Origin of the sequence: Pseudomonas protegens (assembly GCF_013407925.2) — a bacterium.
Taxonomy (GTDB): Bacteria; Pseudomonadota; Gammaproteobacteria; order Pseudomonadales; family Pseudomonadaceae; genus Aquipseudomonas; species Aquipseudomonas fluorescens_AP.
Genome location: NZ_CP060201.1, coordinates 1,047,825 through 1,062,511 on the forward strand (window position 1 = coordinate 1,047,825; position 14,687 = coordinate 1,062,511).

16 protein-coding genes are annotated in these 14,687 nt (G+C 60.8%); 8 read left to right on the forward strand and 8 right to left on the reverse strand.

The genetic code is table 11. The features are described from left to right. Positions 1–538 precede the first annotated feature (538 nt). Together dusA and tal are read left to right on the forward strand one after the other, a co-directional pair. Positions 539–1,549 (forward strand): tRNA dihydrouridine(20/20a) synthase DusA, encoded by a 1,011-nt coding sequence (gene dusA / locus GGI48_RS04900; RefSeq protein ID WP_179597289.1) that lies wholly within the window; start codon positions 539–541, stop codon positions 1,547–1,549. A 178-nt stretch (positions 1,550–1,727) separates the two neighbouring features. Then, positions 1,728–2,654, forward strand: a complete 927-nt coding sequence (gene tal, locus GGI48_RS04905; protein WP_016968053.1) for a transaldolase — start codon at positions 1,728–1,730, stop codon at positions 2,652–2,654. Between the two features lie 74 nt (positions 2,655–2,728). On the opposite strand, the gene rssC is transcribed toward tal, so the two are convergent. Together rssC and rssB are read right to left on the reverse strand one after the other, a co-directional pair. After that, positions 2,729–3,211 (reverse strand): anti-sigma factor antagonist RssC, encoded by a 483-nt coding sequence (gene rssC, locus GGI48_RS04910; RefSeq protein ID WP_016968051.1) that lies wholly within the window; start codon positions 3,209–3,211, stop codon positions 2,729–2,731. Next, positions 3,211–4,392, reverse strand: a complete 1,182-nt coding sequence (gene rssB, locus GGI48_RS04915) for a two-component system response regulator RssB (protein ID WP_042942123.1) — start codon at positions 4,390–4,392, stop codon at positions 3,211–3,213. The genes rssC and rssB overlap by 1 nt, the downstream gene beginning before the upstream one ends. 276 nt (positions 4,393–4,668) lie before the next feature. Here rssB and GGI48_RS04920 point away from each other — a divergent pair, with 276 nt between their 5' ends. Beyond that, a complete protein-coding gene (locus tag GGI48_RS04920; protein WP_016968047.1) occupies positions 4,669–4,968 on the forward strand; it encodes a PilZ domain-containing protein in 300 nt (99 codons plus the stop codon). 66 nt (positions 4,969–5,034) lie between these two features. Here the strand turns inward: GGI48_RS04920 and GGI48_RS04925 are convergent, their stop codons facing one another. Next, positions 5,035–5,721 carry a VacJ family lipoprotein gene (locus GGI48_RS04925; RefSeq protein WP_179597291.1) on the reverse strand — a complete coding sequence of 229 codons (687 nt, stop codon included), beginning with the start codon at positions 5,719–5,721 and terminating at the stop codon, positions 5,035–5,037. 204 nt (positions 5,722–5,925) lie between these two features. On the opposite strand from GGI48_RS04925, the gene GGI48_RS04930 reads away from it, so the two are divergent. Beyond that, a complete protein-coding gene (locus tag GGI48_RS04930; protein ID WP_103739351.1) occupies positions 5,926–6,546 on the forward strand; it encodes a phosphatase in 621 nt (206 codons plus the stop codon). A gap of 122 nt (positions 6,547–6,668) precedes the next feature. Beyond that, positions 6,669–6,932: a DUF4404 family protein gene (locus GGI48_RS04935; RefSeq protein WP_016968042.1), complete on the forward strand. Its 264-nt coding sequence runs from the start codon at positions 6,669–6,671 to the stop codon at positions 6,930–6,932. Positions 6,933–6,992: 60 nt separating this feature from the next. Here the strand turns inward: GGI48_RS04935 and queF are convergent, their stop codons facing one another. Next, positions 6,993–7,823, reverse strand: coding sequence for an NADPH-dependent 7-cyano-7-deazaguanine reductase QueF (gene queF, locus GGI48_RS04940; protein ID WP_179597293.1), 831 nt, complete (start codon positions 7,821–7,823; stop codon positions 6,993–6,995). Positions 7,824–7,890: 67 nt separating this feature from the next. Beyond that, positions 7,891–8,442 carry a plastocyanin/azurin family copper-binding protein gene (locus GGI48_RS04945; protein WP_179597295.1) on the reverse strand — a complete coding sequence of 184 codons (552 nt, stop codon included), beginning with the start codon at positions 8,440–8,442 and terminating at the stop codon, positions 7,891–7,893. A gap of 157 nt (positions 8,443–8,599) precedes the next feature. On the opposite strand from GGI48_RS04945, the gene GGI48_RS04950 reads away from it, so the two are divergent. After that, complete coding sequence (locus tag GGI48_RS04950) at positions 8,600–9,280, forward strand: heavy metal response regulator transcription factor (RefSeq protein ID WP_103739349.1); 681 nt, start codon at positions 8,600–8,602, stop codon at positions 9,278–9,280. After that, the gene (locus GGI48_RS04955) at positions 9,280–10,641 is read left to right on the forward strand and encodes a heavy metal sensor histidine kinase (protein ID WP_179597297.1); all 1,362 of its coding nucleotides are present in this window, start codon (positions 9,280–9,282) and stop codon (positions 10,639–10,641) included. Before GGI48_RS04950 ends, GGI48_RS04955 begins: the two co-directional genes overlap by 1 nt. Before the next feature lie 70 nt (positions 10,642–10,711). On the opposite strand, the gene GGI48_RS04960 is transcribed toward GGI48_RS04955, so the two are convergent. From GGI48_RS04960 to GGI48_RS04970, 3 genes are all read right to left on the reverse strand, one after another. After that, a complete protein-coding gene (locus GGI48_RS04960) occupies positions 10,712–11,956 on the reverse strand; it encodes a lipoprotein-releasing ABC transporter permease subunit (RefSeq protein ID WP_179597299.1) in 1,245 nt (414 codons plus the stop codon). Between the two features lie 71 nt (positions 11,957–12,027). Next, positions 12,028–12,711, reverse strand: coding sequence for a lipoprotein-releasing ABC transporter ATP-binding protein LolD (lolD, locus tag GGI48_RS04965; RefSeq protein WP_015634822.1), 684 nt, complete (start codon positions 12,709–12,711; stop codon positions 12,028–12,030). Positions 12,712–12,718: 7 nt separating this feature from the next. After that, the gene (locus GGI48_RS04970) at positions 12,719–13,969 is read right to left on the reverse strand and encodes a lipoprotein-releasing ABC transporter permease subunit (RefSeq protein WP_047303007.1); all 1,251 of its coding nucleotides are present in this window, start codon (positions 13,967–13,969) and stop codon (positions 12,719–12,721) included. Positions 13,970–14,063: 94 nt separating this feature from the next. On the opposite strand from GGI48_RS04970, the gene GGI48_RS04975 reads away from it, so the two are divergent. Then, the gene (locus tag GGI48_RS04975; RefSeq protein ID WP_016967734.1) at positions 14,064–14,651 is read left to right on the forward strand and encodes a PilZ domain-containing protein; all 588 of its coding nucleotides are present in this window, start codon (positions 14,064–14,066) and stop codon (positions 14,649–14,651) included. Positions 14,652–14,687 lie beyond the last annotated feature (36 nt).

A 14,687-nucleotide genomic window follows, 5' to 3' on the forward strand; every position in this document is an offset into this window, starting at 1 on the left:
GCAAAACCTGATAGCAACCCAGCACCCACCAGCGCCGAATGTCTGCAGAAGAGCGTGGCCGCAAGCAAGGCGATAAATACACAACTGCTCTTCAATGGCATTACCAACGAACGCATGCCTGAACAGCTAGTACCAACCATCGTCAACGAAGCGTCCCATGTCGTTACAGGCTGGCTGAAGAAAAGGTGATAGCCCAATACATGCTCAAAATACCTGAAGTCCAGCCATGGCTTGGATGGTCTGGTGAAATGGCGCCTGGTGATGAGATAGCAAGCAACCACAATCTACTTGCTGAGCCGCCTGTGCGCCCCCGACACAAAAACCTCAACGGCCGTTTTACGGGCGAAGGTCTGAGTCTCTTGGTAAACTCGCGCCCATTAAAAATCACACATGTCTGTGCCGAATAGCCGGTGCGGCCATCGGTGCGTTGGCGCCCTGATCATGGCAATCGCCTCGTGATACAAGCGTACCGCTTGAACCAACGCCCTTCAGAAAACGCCGGTTTACCCCAAAACACGCCTTAAACACGTAGAGCAAAATGGTCCAGAATTCAGCTACAACTCCAGTAAACTCAAGCCCTACGCTGTCCCGGCGGTTTAGTGTTGCCCCCATGATGGATTGGACTGACCGCCACTGCCGCTACTTCTTGCGCCTGCTATCCAAACACACCCTGCTCTATACCGAAATGGTCACTACCGGTGCGTTGCTCAATGGTGATCACGAGCGTTTTCTGCGCTATCACCAGAGCGAGCATCCGCTGGCGCTGCAATTGGGCGGCAGTACTCCGGCAGATCTGGCGGCCTGTGCACGAATGGCTCAGGAACATGGCTATGACGAGGTCAACTTGAATGTCGGCTGCCCTAGCGATCGGGTGCAGAACAATATGATCGGCGCCTGCCTGATGGGGCACCCGGCACTGGTGGCCGATTGTGTGAAGGCCATGCGCGATGCCGTGTCGATTCCAGTGACGGTCAAACATCGGATCGGCATCAACGGCCGTGACAGTTATGCCGAGCTGTGTGATTTCGTCGGGCAGGTCCATGAGGCCGGTTGCACCAGTTTTACCGTGCATGCACGCATTGCGATTCTTGAGGGGCTGTCGCCCAAGGAGAATCGGGATATTCCGCCACTGCGCTACGACGTGGCCGCGCAATTGAAAGCCGACTTCCCGCACCTGGAGGTGATCCTCAACGGTGGCATCAAGACGCTGGAGGCCTGCCATGAGCATCTCCAGACCTTTGACGGGGTGATGTTGGGGCGTGAGGCCTATCACAACCCCTACCTGCTGGCCCAAGTGGACCAGCAATTGTTCGGCAGTGGCGCGCCGGTGATTTCCCGTGCCGAGGCGCTGGCGCAATTGCGGCCCTATATCGCCGAGCATCTGGCAAGCGGCGGCGCCATGCATCACATCACTCGCCATGTACTGGGACTGGGGACCGGCTTCCCCGGAGCACGCAAGTTCCGCCAGTTGTTGTCGGTGGATATTCACAAGACCCAGGACCCATTGGGCCTGCTGGATCAGGCTGGGCAACTGCTTGAAGGACGCTAAGCGTCAACCGGATTGAACCTGATGCGGCTTTAGATATCTGAATAACCTGAAATCTGTCCCCGCATTCAGACAGCTGTTTTCAGGTCACCGCCCCCGGTGCCGCCGTAAGCCTTTCGCGCCCTTGAGCGCCTGCCAGCGCTCGGGTAATGTCATCAGACCCATAGGACAGAGCACGCTCATGACTTCCAAGCTGGAACAACTGAAGAAAATCACCACCGTGGTGGCCGATACCGGCGACTTCGAGGCCATTGCCCGGGTCAAACCGGTGGACGCCACGACCAACCCCTCGCTGCTGCTCAAGGCCGCGGCCATTCCCGGCTATGCCGATCTGCTGAACGCCTGCGTCAGCGATTGCAAAGGCGATGTCGGCCTGGCCAGCGATCGCTTTGGCGTGGCGGTCGGTCAAGAGATCCTCAAGGTCATTCCCGGCCGCATTTCCACCGAAGTGGACGCACGTCTGTCGTTCGATACCGAGGCCATGCTCAAGCGTGCCCATCGCCTGATCGAGCTCTATGAAAAGGCCGGCGTGGGTCGCGACCGGGTACTGATCAAGATTGCCTCCACCTGGGAAGGCATCCGTGCCGCCGAACAACTGGAGCGCGAAGGCATCCAGACCAACCTGACCTTGCTGTTCTCCTTCGCCCAGGCCGTTGCTTGCGCCGAAGCCGGTGTATTCCTGATTTCGCCATTCGTGGGACGAATCTACGACTGGTACAAGAAAGCCACCGGCAACGATTACGTCGGCGCCGACGACCCGGGCGTGCAGTCGGTTACCCGCATCTACAACTACTACAAGGCCAATGACTACAAGACCGTGGTCATGGGCGCCAGCTTCCGCAATCTGAACCAGATCGAGCAACTGGCTGGCTGCGATCGCCTGACCATCAGTCCGGACCTGATCGAAAAACTGGCCGCCGACACCGGCAAGCTGGAGCGCAAGCTGAGTCCGGGCAAAACCGGCGAGGCCCGCCAGAGCCTGAACGAAGCGCAGTTCCGCTGGGCTTCCAACGAAGACGCCATGGCCACCGAAAAGCTGGCCGAGGGCATTCGCCAGTTCGCCCGCGACCAGGAAAAGCTCGAAGCCCTGCTGGCTGCCAAGTTCTGATAGCTGCGCGGCAATGCAAAAAGGGCGAACCCTCACAGGTTCGCCCTTTTTGCATGCGCAAGCGCCTCAGTCGATCAATGACGCTCCAGAGCGTTCACCAGGTCATGGAAGGCTTCGCGATTGGAGTCATTGAGCCCCATGAGGATCTTGTGCGCCTCCAGGACCTTGATCCGCACCACTTCCTCGGATTGATCCTGGGACGGCAAGTCGGTCAGGCATTCCGGGCAAGGTATCGGACGATCGACGATGTTGAACACCTGATCGAAGCCCATGGACTGCAACAGCCGGGTGATGTCTTCGTGGGTGGTGACGACAGTGGGCAACAGACCGACTTTTTGCCGTGACAGGATCGACAACTTGGCCAACAGGCCCAGGGTGGTGCTGTCGATGCTACGGGTTTCGGTCAGATCGATGACGATCGCCGAAAAATTCAGCGCAGTGAAAATTCGCTCAATAGTTGCATCCAGCGCCGAACACAAGGTCAGGCGCACTTCACCGATGAACTTCAGGACGAAGGTGCCATCCTGCTCGGCGAACTGGATTCTACCGGTACTCATTAAAGGTTCCTGCTCAACACTAACAGGGCGATATCATCCGGCATCTCCCCTAGCGTGGCCAATCCAAAAACTTGCCGCAGGCCATCCAGGCTGCCGCCCGCTGCTCTCACCCGTTCAGGCAAGGCCGCTTCTTTTTCTTTGAGTGTAGGCTCGGACAAAAGGTCCAGGATCCCGTCGGACATCAGCGTCAGGCTGAACACCGGCGGCAACTCCAGAATATGGTCCTCATAGGTCGCCTCGTTGAACAGGCCCACCGGCAAACCACGCCCTTCCAGGTAACGCACACTGTCCGGGGTGTACAACACCGGCAACGGCAAATGCCCGCCAATGCTATAGGTCAACAAACCAGTCTCCTCGTCGATGACTCCACCGACCATCGTGACGTGTTTGCCCAGCTTACAGCTGATCAGGCCACGGTTGATATGGCCCAGTACTTCCGAAGGCTTGAATTCCGGCAAGGTGCCATTGCGCTTGGATTCGAACAACAGCCGAGTGGTCATGAACTTCAACAGCACGGTGACAAAGGCTGATGAGGCGCCATGGCCAGAAACGTCCGCCAGGTAGAAGGCAACCCGACGCTCATCGACACGGAAGTAGTCGACGAAATCTCCCGACAGGTACAGCGATGGGATGATCTGGTGCGCAAAGTTGAATTCGTCGATCGACCAGGGACTGGTGGGCAGCATGTTCATCTGCACTTGGCGACCGGCATTCTGGTCTTCCTGAAGCAAATTGAGGCTTGCTTCAAGTTCGCGATTAGCGGCTTCGAGCTTTTCCCGATAACGCTGGTTTTCCAGGAGCAGGCGCGCTCGATCAAGGGCCCGGCGCACAGAGTGCTCGAGCACGGCCAGATCTTCCAGCGGCTTGATCAGGTAGTCAGCCGCCCCCAGGCGAAGGGCTTCGACTGCATCGTTCATCACGCCCGCACCCGACACCACAATCACCGGGGTTTGCGGCGACTGCTCGGTTACTTGACGGATCAGCTCGAGACCGCCCATCTGCGGCATGCGCAGATCGCAGATCACCAGATCGGGATGGTCGTGCTGGAATACCTGAAGACCCTGCTGGCCGTTAGCAGCCTGCAGTACGCTGAAGCCACTGTCTTCCAAATAGGCCGCGAGACTTGCGCGTACTACTTCGTCGTCATCGATTATCAGCAGCGTGGCACTGGTTTTTTGCATGTGGGCAAACGGCGCCAGAATTAGGTTGGCGTAGCTGGCTTGGCTCGGGGCCTGGCGCACGCTACTGGATTCGCTTTCTAGCCACTCTGGAAGTGGAGCCAGGACCTTCAGCCCTGCACGCCCGCCTATCAGAGGTGCCCTTCTAAGGCGCAGACGGTACTCCCATCCGCGGGGCGTTTCAAGCTCATGCCGATGGTCGCCTGACGTCTTTACATCGCAAATCACCGGGAGTTATAAAAACCGCTAAAACCGCAACTCAATCGCAGGATGGAACCCATGAATCAAAACCAGCGTGACTACAGTGAAAAGCGCGATTACATCCGGATGCGGGTGGATGCCGAGGTCACGCTAATCCACCAGGGACAGGTGATTGAAGCGGTCTGTATCGACCTTTCCAGCAGCGGCATGCAGGTTCAGGCGCCCCGCTCGTTCCAGGTCGGTGATCGCCTGAGCGTGCGCATCGACTCCGACCATGCAGCCTTGAAAGGGCTGGAAGCAGAGACTGAAGTGGTCTGGATCAATGGGCTGGAGGGAGGCGGTCAGAAACTTGGGCTTACAATCCTTAAAATGAAGTAAAAATCTCCCCCATGAAAAAGGCGGCCCAATGGCCGCCTTTTTAGTGACTACCGGACAGTCGCTCGATCAGAAATCGTCTTCGACCTTACCGTCCTTGACCTTGAATTCACGATTCTGCAGGTAGGCATTACGAATGAAGGTGTACTTGTCACCCCGTATCAGTTTGTCCGCAGACAGCAGGCTGGCACGGGTATCGATGATATCCACGCCAATGGTGGTGTTGCGCGCAGGAATATCGTTCATGTAGCGGTAGGGTTCGGTGTAGCTTTCGACATACTTGGCTGGTGCATCACGCAAAGTGCTAGGACCCAGCAACGGCAGCATTACGTAAGGACCACTACCCACTCCCCAGTAACCGAGAGTCTGACCGAAATCTTCATCGTTGCGCTGCAGGCCCATCTTGGTGCCGACGTCGAAGAAGCCCGCCAGTCCCAAGGTCGTGTTCATCAGCAGACGCGCCGTATCCACACCGGCAGCACGCGGCTTGGCCTGAAGGATGTCGTTGGCCAGGTTGCCGACGTCACCCAGGTTGCGGAACATGTTGTGGATGCCGTCTTCAAGAAACTGCGGCGTGACCGCCTGGTAGCCTTGGGCCAATGGCTTCAGGGCATAAGTGTCGAGGGTATCGTTGAAGGTGAAGATGGGACGGTTGATGCTCTCCCACGGATCTTCTTCAGCTGCCTGGACGACCAGGGGAGCCAGCGTCACACCGGCACTCATACATAGCGGAACTAGATAACGGCTCCAGCGCATAGCAGGAAACTCCTTGGGTTGTTCTCTCTTGGGGCTATGCCCTGAGGTTAGGCTCGGGAGTATAAATCGGATACGCCGGTTTAGGCAGCATCACTGCAATCAGGCTCAACGCGTCGAACCGCCAGTCCCGCTCAGGGTCACCCGACTGTCACTTGCGTGTCATCTTGTCCCGCTAGCCTCGATGGGTATTTCAAGGACGTTGATATGCCCCAAGCCGACGCCTCAACCCAGATTGCCGCGCCCTTGACCGCCGTACTCTTTGGCCTCAGTGGCTGCCTGGTGGATTTTGGTGCGCGTACGCGCCTGCACAGCTCCACAAGCCCCGGCCCGGAACAGGCTCAAGCCACACCGGGCGCATTGGCAACCCTGCAGCACTTGCAACAGCAAGGCATTCCTTGCGCATGGCTGGAACAACTACCAGCCGCCAGCGCCCGCCAGCTAGCCGCAGCACTGCCGGAATGGATCAAGCCCACCCCTGCCGTCCCCGCTCAATGGCCCGCGCCCGACGCCTGCTGGCAGGCATTGATGTCGCTCAAAGTGTCGCGCCTCGACGGCTGCGTGCTGGTCAGCGGCGAACCACAGCTTCTGCAGTCGGGGCTCAACGCCGGCCTCTGGACCATAGGCCTGGCCTCCTGTGGTTCGCTGTGCGGCATGACACCCAGCGAATGGCAGGCGCTGAGCCAACAGGAGCGCGAGCTCAAACGGGGCAAGGCCACCGTGCAACTGTTCGGCCTGGGAGTGCACTCGGTCATAGACCACCTGGGAGAATTGCGCACCTGTCTGGCAGACATCGAACAACGTCGACTCAAGGGTGAAAAGCCCTGACATAAGCCTGTTGATCAGGATCATGCACAGTGCCTGGTAGTGGATTACTCTAAGCCGTGGGCATGGATCTTTGCTTCAATCGCGCGGTCCATCCCTGTGCCTATCAATGAAGGGAGAACGCCATGCCTGCCCGCGAACTGCAAGAACAACTCGATACCCTGCGCGAGCAATTGGAGCAGAACCCACCGCTTTCGGAAGCCGAGCGCGCCAACCTGCATGACCTGATGCAGCAGATCGAGCTGCAACTCAAGCTGGAAACCAGCACCCATGACGCCAGCCTCGCTGACGGCGTCAATCTGGCGGTGGAACGCTTCGAACTGGAACACCCGGCCATTGCCGGAACCCTGCGCAACATCGTCCAGACCCTGGGCAACATCGGTATTTGATGGCGTCCGACAACAGCGCCTCATAAAAACAAAGCCCCGCATCATTTGCGGGGCTTCTGCTTACTGGCGAACCAATCGCTGATTGGCGAACTCCACGGTTTCGGTACTGCGGTACGGATTGATATCCAGCCCGCCACGACGCACATAGCGAGCGTAGACAGTCAGTTTCTCGGGTTTGAGCAAGCGCTGCAGATCAAGGAAGATCCGCTCCACGCACTGCTCATGGAAATCCGAGTGCTGACGGAAGCTCACCAGATACGCCAGCAAGCTGGCGTGATCCAGCGCCGCCCCCCGGTACTCCACCACCACGCTGCCCCAGTCCGGCTGGCTGGTTACCGGGCAGTTGGACTTGAGCAGATGGCTGTGCACGCTTTCCTCCACCACGCGCGAAGCATCGCAGCGCAGAAGTTCCGGACGCGGGTGCTCGTAACTGTCGACATTGATGTCCAATTCGTCGATGCACGCACCGGGAAGCGCCACCACGCCCTCGGCCTCTACTTCCTGCAAGCTGCGGATACGCACCCCCACCGGCTTGCCGGCAGCGGCCGAAAGATCAGCGCGCAAGGTGGACTCAAGCGTCGCGCGGTCAGCGAATGGCGTCTGGTTCAACGAGTTGAGATAGAGCTTGAAAGACTTGGACTCGATGATGTTCGGCGAATCCGCAGGAATGCTGAACTCAGCAATGGCCACCACCGGCTTGCCCGACGGCAGCAACCAGGACAACTCGAAGCAATTCCAGAAATCCACACCTTTATAAGGCAGGGTATCGGCGCTCAAGCCCAGCTCGGCCCATTTCGCCGCCCGAGGGATCGGGAACAGCAGGGACGGGGTGTATGTAGAGACGTATTCACTGGACTTGCCCAGCGGCGAATGTTCGGCTGCGGGATGCATGGCGGAAACCTGACTGAAGAATCAGCGGATTCTACCAGCCTTTGCTCCCGCCTTTGAGCCCCTGAACTCAGGGAGTGACCGTCAGCTTACCCACCATCCCGGCCTGGTAATGCCCGGGAATGTTGCAGGCAAACTCCAGGCTGCCGCTCTTGCTGAAGGTCCAGGTCAGTTCGGCCTGCTTGCCCGGCTCCACCAGTACGCTGTTGGGATCGTCATGCCGCATGCCATGGTCCATGCCTGCCATCGAACTGTGCCCCATCGCCCCATGATCCATGGCCTGCATGCCGGTGGGCGTGAGCATCCCGCTCTGTTGCATCTTGAGCATTTCCTGCTGATGCTCGGCATGCATGGCCGCATTGCCCAGGTTGAACTCGTGCAGCAGTTGGCCCTTGTTGATCAGTACAAAACGCACAGTTTCCCCGGCCTTGATCTCCAGGGCCTTGGGATTGAACGACATGTCCCCCATCACCACCTCGACACTGCGGCTGGCCTTGGCTGCCGGTGCCGGCTGGCCAAAGTCGTAGGACGCTGTCGGCGAGGCCCACAGCGGCGCGCTCAATAGCATCAGGCAACCGACCAGGATCGATCGGCCTGGCCACAACAGCTTCTGCATACTCATCATCAGACTCCAACAAGATCGGGATACAGCCTGTGGCACACTCTAGAACCCTGCCGCTGCCAGCCAGCTGACAAACAGATTACAACTTTGTCAGTTTGAACCGCCCCGGCCTCCTGCAAGGTATAAAGCCCGGGTCAGGCCCGCCACGAGTCCCACCATGAAACTGCTGATCGTCGAAGACCAAGCCAAAACCGGCCAGTACCTGCGCCAAGGCCTGAGCGAAGCCGGCTTCAATGTCGAACTGGTGGCCGACGGCAACACCGGTCAGCAACTGGCCCTGAGCGGCGAATACGCCCTGCTGATTCTCGACGTGATGCTCCCCGGCCGCGACGGCTGGCAGATCCTCCAGGCGGTGCGCAGCGCCGGTCTGGAGATGCCGGTATTGTTCCTCACTGCCCGGGATGCCGTGGAGGATCGGGTCCACGGCCTGGAACTGGGCGCCGACGACTACCTGGTCAAGCCCTTCGCCTTCTCCGAGTTGCTGGCTCGGGTGCGCAGCCTGCTGCGCCGGGGCAGCGCGGTAGCCCAGGAAACCAGCCTGCAACTGGCGGACCTGCGCCTGGACCTGATCCGCCGCCGGGTGGAGCGCAGCGGCCAACGCATCGACCTCACCGCCAAGGAGTTCGCCCTGCTGGAGATGCTGCTGCGGCGCCAGGGCGAAGTGCTGCCCAAATCGCTGATCGCCTCCCAGGTCTGGGACATGAATTTCGACAGCGACACCAACGTCATCGAAGTGGCGATCCGCCGCCTGCGCCTGAAAATCGATGACGATTACCCGAACAAGCTGATCCATACCGTGCGCGGCATGGGCTACGTGCTCGAAGAGCGCCAGGCCTGATGCGCCGCCTGTCCTTGAGCGGGCGCCTGGCGCTGCTGTTCGCCGCGTGCACCGCCGCGGTTTCACTGGTGGCCGGGGTGCTGTTCAGCCGGGCCAGCGAGGCCCACTTCATCGAACTGGACCAGCAATTGCTGGACAGCAAACTGATCGCCCTGCGCAGCGTGCTGCAGGATGCCCAGCAGGCCGGGGATTTCCCCCGGCTGCAGGCCCGACTGCACAACGAACTGAGCCGGCAGCCGGACCTGGCACTACGGATCCACGCTGCCGACGGCCAACTCTGGTTCGACAGCGCTCCCAGCCTGCCCGTCGCCCCGACCAACACCCCGGGCCTGCACAGCCTGATTCAGGGCGACGCCGCCTACCGAATCTACGAGGTAGCGCTCAGCCCCGGCCGCAGCGACTCGCCGCAGCTGACCCTGCTGCTGGACATCACCCACCATCAGCACTTTCTGCAACGCATGCAGCATCTGATCTGGCTGACCGTGGGCCTGTCCGCCCTGGCTACCGCCCTGCTCGGCGCCTGGGCCGCCCGCAGCGGCTTGCGCCCGTTGCGCCGCATGAGTGCGGTGGCTGCCGGGGTCTCCGCCAGCTCCCTGACCCAGCGCCTGCCCCAGGAGCACATGCCCGCCGAACTGGCAGAACTGGCCAGCAGCTTCAACGCCATGCTGGGACGCCTTGAAGAGTCGTTCCAACGCCTCTCGGCGTTTTCCGCCGACATCGCCCACGAACTGCGCACGCCACTGTCGAATCTGCTGACCCACACCCAGGTCACCCTGACCCGCCCGCGACCGCTGGAGGACTACCGCGAAGCCCTGCACAGCAACCTCGAAGAACTGCAGTGGATGGCACAACTGGTCAACGACATGCTGTACCTGGCCAAGGCCGACCATGGCCTGCTCAGCCCCAGGCGCGAAGCGCTGGAGCTGGCCCAGGAGGCCGACATGCTGCTGGAGTTCTATGCGCCGCTGGCCGAAGACGCGCAGATTGAACTGATCCGCGAAGGCCATGCCGGCTTTGCCGGGGACCGCAGCATGCTCCGTCGCGCGCTGTCCAACCTGCTGGACAACGCCTTGCGTTTCACCCCTGCCGGAGGCTCGATCAAGGTGCGGATCAACGACAGCGCGCAACGCGTGAGCCTGAGCATCGAGAACAGCGGCGAAGGCATCGCCCAAGAGGCGCTGCCACGACTGTTCGATCGTTTCTACCGGGCCGATCCGGCGCGGCGCGAAGGCAGCAGCGAACATGCGGGGTTGGGGCTGGCAATCACTCAGTCGATCATTCGCGCCCATGGCGGGCAGATCCGTTGCGAATCGGCGGCGGGCTGGACCCGCTTTGTGATCGAGTTGCCGAAAGGAGATTGAAGATCTGTTCGCCGGCAAGCCGGCTCCTGCACTAACCAGGCAGGAGCCGGCTTACCGGGGACAGCGAATATCAGGAGTAGCGCAAGGCGTGGGCCGGCTCGACCTTGGACGCGCGCCAGGCCGGATACACAGTGGCCAGGAAGCTCAGAACGAAACCGGCACCGCAGATCAAGGCAACATCGCCGCCCTGCAACTCGGAAGGCAGGTTGCTGACGAAATACACGTCGGAGCTGAAGATCTGCTGGCCGCTGATCCGCTCCAGCCAGCCCACCAGCTCGCTCACGTTCAACGCCGCAACAACCCCCAGCACCCCGCCGATCAGGGTGCCGACAATCCCGATCACCGTGCCCTGGACCATGAAGATCGCCATCACCTGCCGCGGTGTGGCGCCGATGGTACGCAGGATCGCGATGTCCGCGCCCTTGTCGTTCACCACCATGATCAGGGTGGCGATGATGTTGAACGCCGCCACCGCGACGATCATCAGCAGCAACAGGCCGATCATGGTCTTTTCCATCTTCATCGCGCTGAACAGGCTGCCCTGGGTGTGGGTCCAGTCGTCGGCGCGGAAGTCCGTCCCCAGGCCCTTGGCGATGTCCGCCGAAACCTGTGGCGCGGCATACAGATCCTTGACCGCCAGGCGCACGCTCTGTACCTGGTTTGGCTGCCAGTGCTGCATTTCGGCGGCGTCGGCCACGTGAATCAGGCCCATGGAACCGTCCAGTTCAGCACCGACCTTGAACACGCCAACCACATTCAGACGCTGCATGCGCGGGGTAATGCCCCCGGGCGCGGTGCTCACCTCGGGCACGATCAGGGTCAGTTTGTCGCCGACATTCAAGCGAAAGCGCCGGGCGGTGATTTCGCCAATCACCACACCGAACTCACCGGGCTTCAGGTCCTGCAGGCTGCCCTGGACAATGTGCTGGGTAACGATGGACACCTTGCCTTCCTGAGCCGGGTCGATGCCGCTGATCTGGATCGGCTGCATCGCGCCCTTGTAGGACAGCATGCCTTCCATCTCGGTGAAGGGCACCGCCGCGGTGACTTCCGGGTTCTTCAGGGCCGCAGCGGCCACCGGCTGCCAGTCGTCGATGGGCTTGACCCCGACGATGGTGGCGTGGGGCACCATGCCGAGGATCCGCGAGCTCATTTCCCGCTGGAAGCCGTTCATCACCGACAGCACCACGATCATCGCCAGCACGCCCAGGGCGAGGCCGATCATCGAGGTCATGGAGATGAACGAGACAAAGCGATTGCGCCGCTTGGCGCGGGTGTAGCGCGTGCCGATAAAGATCGATAAGGGTCTGAACATGGGCAAGGCACCCTGGAAAAATTAATGACCCGGCGTCGGCGGACCAGCCGCCAACGCCGCGTGCGGCCGCATCAGATGGCGACCAGGTGACCTTCTTGCAGGTGCAGTACGCGGTCCATCTGCCGGGCCAGGTTCATGTCGTGGGTCACCACCAGAAACGCGGTGCGCATCGACGTGCTGAGCTCCAGCATCAAGTCCTGAATGCCCTGGGCGGTGTGCGAGTCGAGGTTGCCGGTAGGCTCGTCGAGCATCACCAGCCCCGGTTTGTTCACCAGGGCCCGGGCGATGGCCACCCGCTGGCGCTCGCCGCCGGACAGCTCGGCCGGCTTATGCTCCAGGCGATGGCCAAGGCCGACCCGCTCCAGCAGCGCGGTGGCACGCTGACGGGCTTCGGGAATCGGTGTGCGGCCGATCAGCAGCGGCATGCAGACGTTCTCCAGCGCGGTGAACTCCGGCAGCAGGTGGTGGAACTGGTAGACAAAGCCCAGGGCGCGGTTGCGCAACTGGCCACGGGCCTTCTCGCCCAGCGCCGAGAGCTCCTCGCCGGCCAGCCAGACGCTGCCCTTGGACGGCGTATCCAGGCCGCCGAGCAAGTTGAGCAAGGTACTTTTGCCGGAGCCGGAGGTACCGACGATGGCCACTCGTTCCCCCGGGTGCAGCTCCAGCTGCAGGCCGGACAGGACCACCACCGATTCCGGGCCTTCCTCGTAGGACTTGCCCAGGTCACGGCAGCTCAGGATTGCTTTTTCACTCATGCCCAACTCACTCATAACGTAGCGCCTCCGCAGGCTGGGTGCGCGCCGCACGCCAGGCTGGATACAGGGTGGCGAGGAAACTCAGGACCAATGCCGCGCCGCAGACCATCAACACGTCCTCGGCCATCAGTTGCGACGGCAGGTAGTCGATGAAATACACGTCGGCATTCAGGAATTTATGGCCGATCAGGCCTTCGAGGGCGGAGATCGCGGCACTGACATTCAAGGCTGCGAGCATCCCCAGCACCGCGCCGATCAGGGTGCCGACCACGCCGATCACCGTGCCCTGGACCATGAAGATCGCCATGATGGTGCCCGGTGTGGCACCCAGGGTACGGAGGATGGCGATGTCGCCCTTCTTGTCGTTCACCACCATCACCAGGGTCGAGATGATGTTGAACGCAGCCACCGCGACGATCAGCAGCAACAACAGGCCGATCATGGCTTTTTCCATGCGGATGGCCTGGTACAGGTTGCCGTGGGTACGGGTCCAGTCGCGGGCGTAGAAATGGTTCTCGCCCAACTGCTGGGCAATTTCCCAAGCGGTGCGCGGGGCCTGGAACAGGTCGTCGAACTTCAGCCGCAGGCCCTGCACCTGATCCGGCTTCCAGCGGTGCAGGCGGCCCAGGTCTTCCAGGTTGGTCAGGCCCAGGTAGCCGTCGATCTCGCCGGCGCCGACATGGAAGATGCCCACCACGGTAAAGCGCTTCATGCGCGGGAACATGCCGGCCGGGGTCACCGTGACTTCCGGCGCGACGAAGGTCAGCTTGTCGCCGAGGCCAACACCCAGCTTGGCGGCCGCCTTGTCGCCGATGACGATGCCGAAACTGCCGGGCGCCAGCGCGTCCAACTGCCCCTGCTGCATGAAGTGGTCGATGATCGACACCTGCCGTTCCTGCGCGGGATCAATGGCATTGAGCAGCACTTTCTGCACCTGGCCGTTGTTGGTCAGCAGGCCCTGCATCTGGGTGAACGGTGCCACCGCCAGGACTTTCGGGTTCTGCTTGACCTTGTTGGCCAGGCTTTGCCAGTCGCTGATGGGCTCGCCGGATTCGATGGTGGCGTGAGGCACCATGCCCAGCACGCGGGTGCGCATCTCATGATCGAAGCCATTCATCACCGACAGCACCACGATCATCACGATCACGCCGAGGGCGAGTCCGATCATCGAGGTCAGGGAAATGAATGACACAAAATGATTGCGACGCTTTGCACGGGTATAACGCGTGCCGATAAAAGCAAACAGAGGTCTGAACATGTCGGGGCTTGTGCAGAGGAAAAGAAGACGTCCTTGTGGCGGGGCCTGGTAAGCAGCTTTACACTCAGACCACTGCCTCTACCTTGGGTTCGCCATGTCGACATTAGATGAAGAAGATCGCCGCGAATACTACCGTATCGAGGACGCGATCGCACTGGAAATTAGCCCCTTGTCCGCCCACGACGCGGCGAGCAAGGAAGTGTTGCAGGATGAGTCTCCGCTGTTCAATCTGCTCAGCGAACTGCACCTGAGCGAATTCGAATCCCAGCACCTGCTGCGCCAGGTCAGCGAACGAGATCGCACCCTGGCCAGTTACCTCAAGGCCATGAACAAGCGCATCGACCTGCTCAGCCAAGTGGTGGCGCAGACCGTATTCGGCAAGTTCGGCGAGCCGCAGCGGGTGATCCTTTCCGAAGGCGGCATCGAGTTCAACCATCACCTGAGCTACGCCAAGGGCAGCCATCTGGCGGTGAAACTGCTGCTGATGCCCCAGGCCCTGGGCCTGCTGCTGCGGGCCAAGGTCATTCACTGCGAGCCACAAAGCTTCGGCACCTTCGAAATCGGCACTGAGTTCGAAGCATTGACCGATGCCCAGCGCCAGTTGCTGGCACGCTACATCCTGCAGAAACAGGCGCAACAACGCCGCTTGGCCCGGGAGCAGAGCGACCCCGCCGCCGGCTGAGCAATACGCCACCCCACCTCTTGTGCAACAACATCC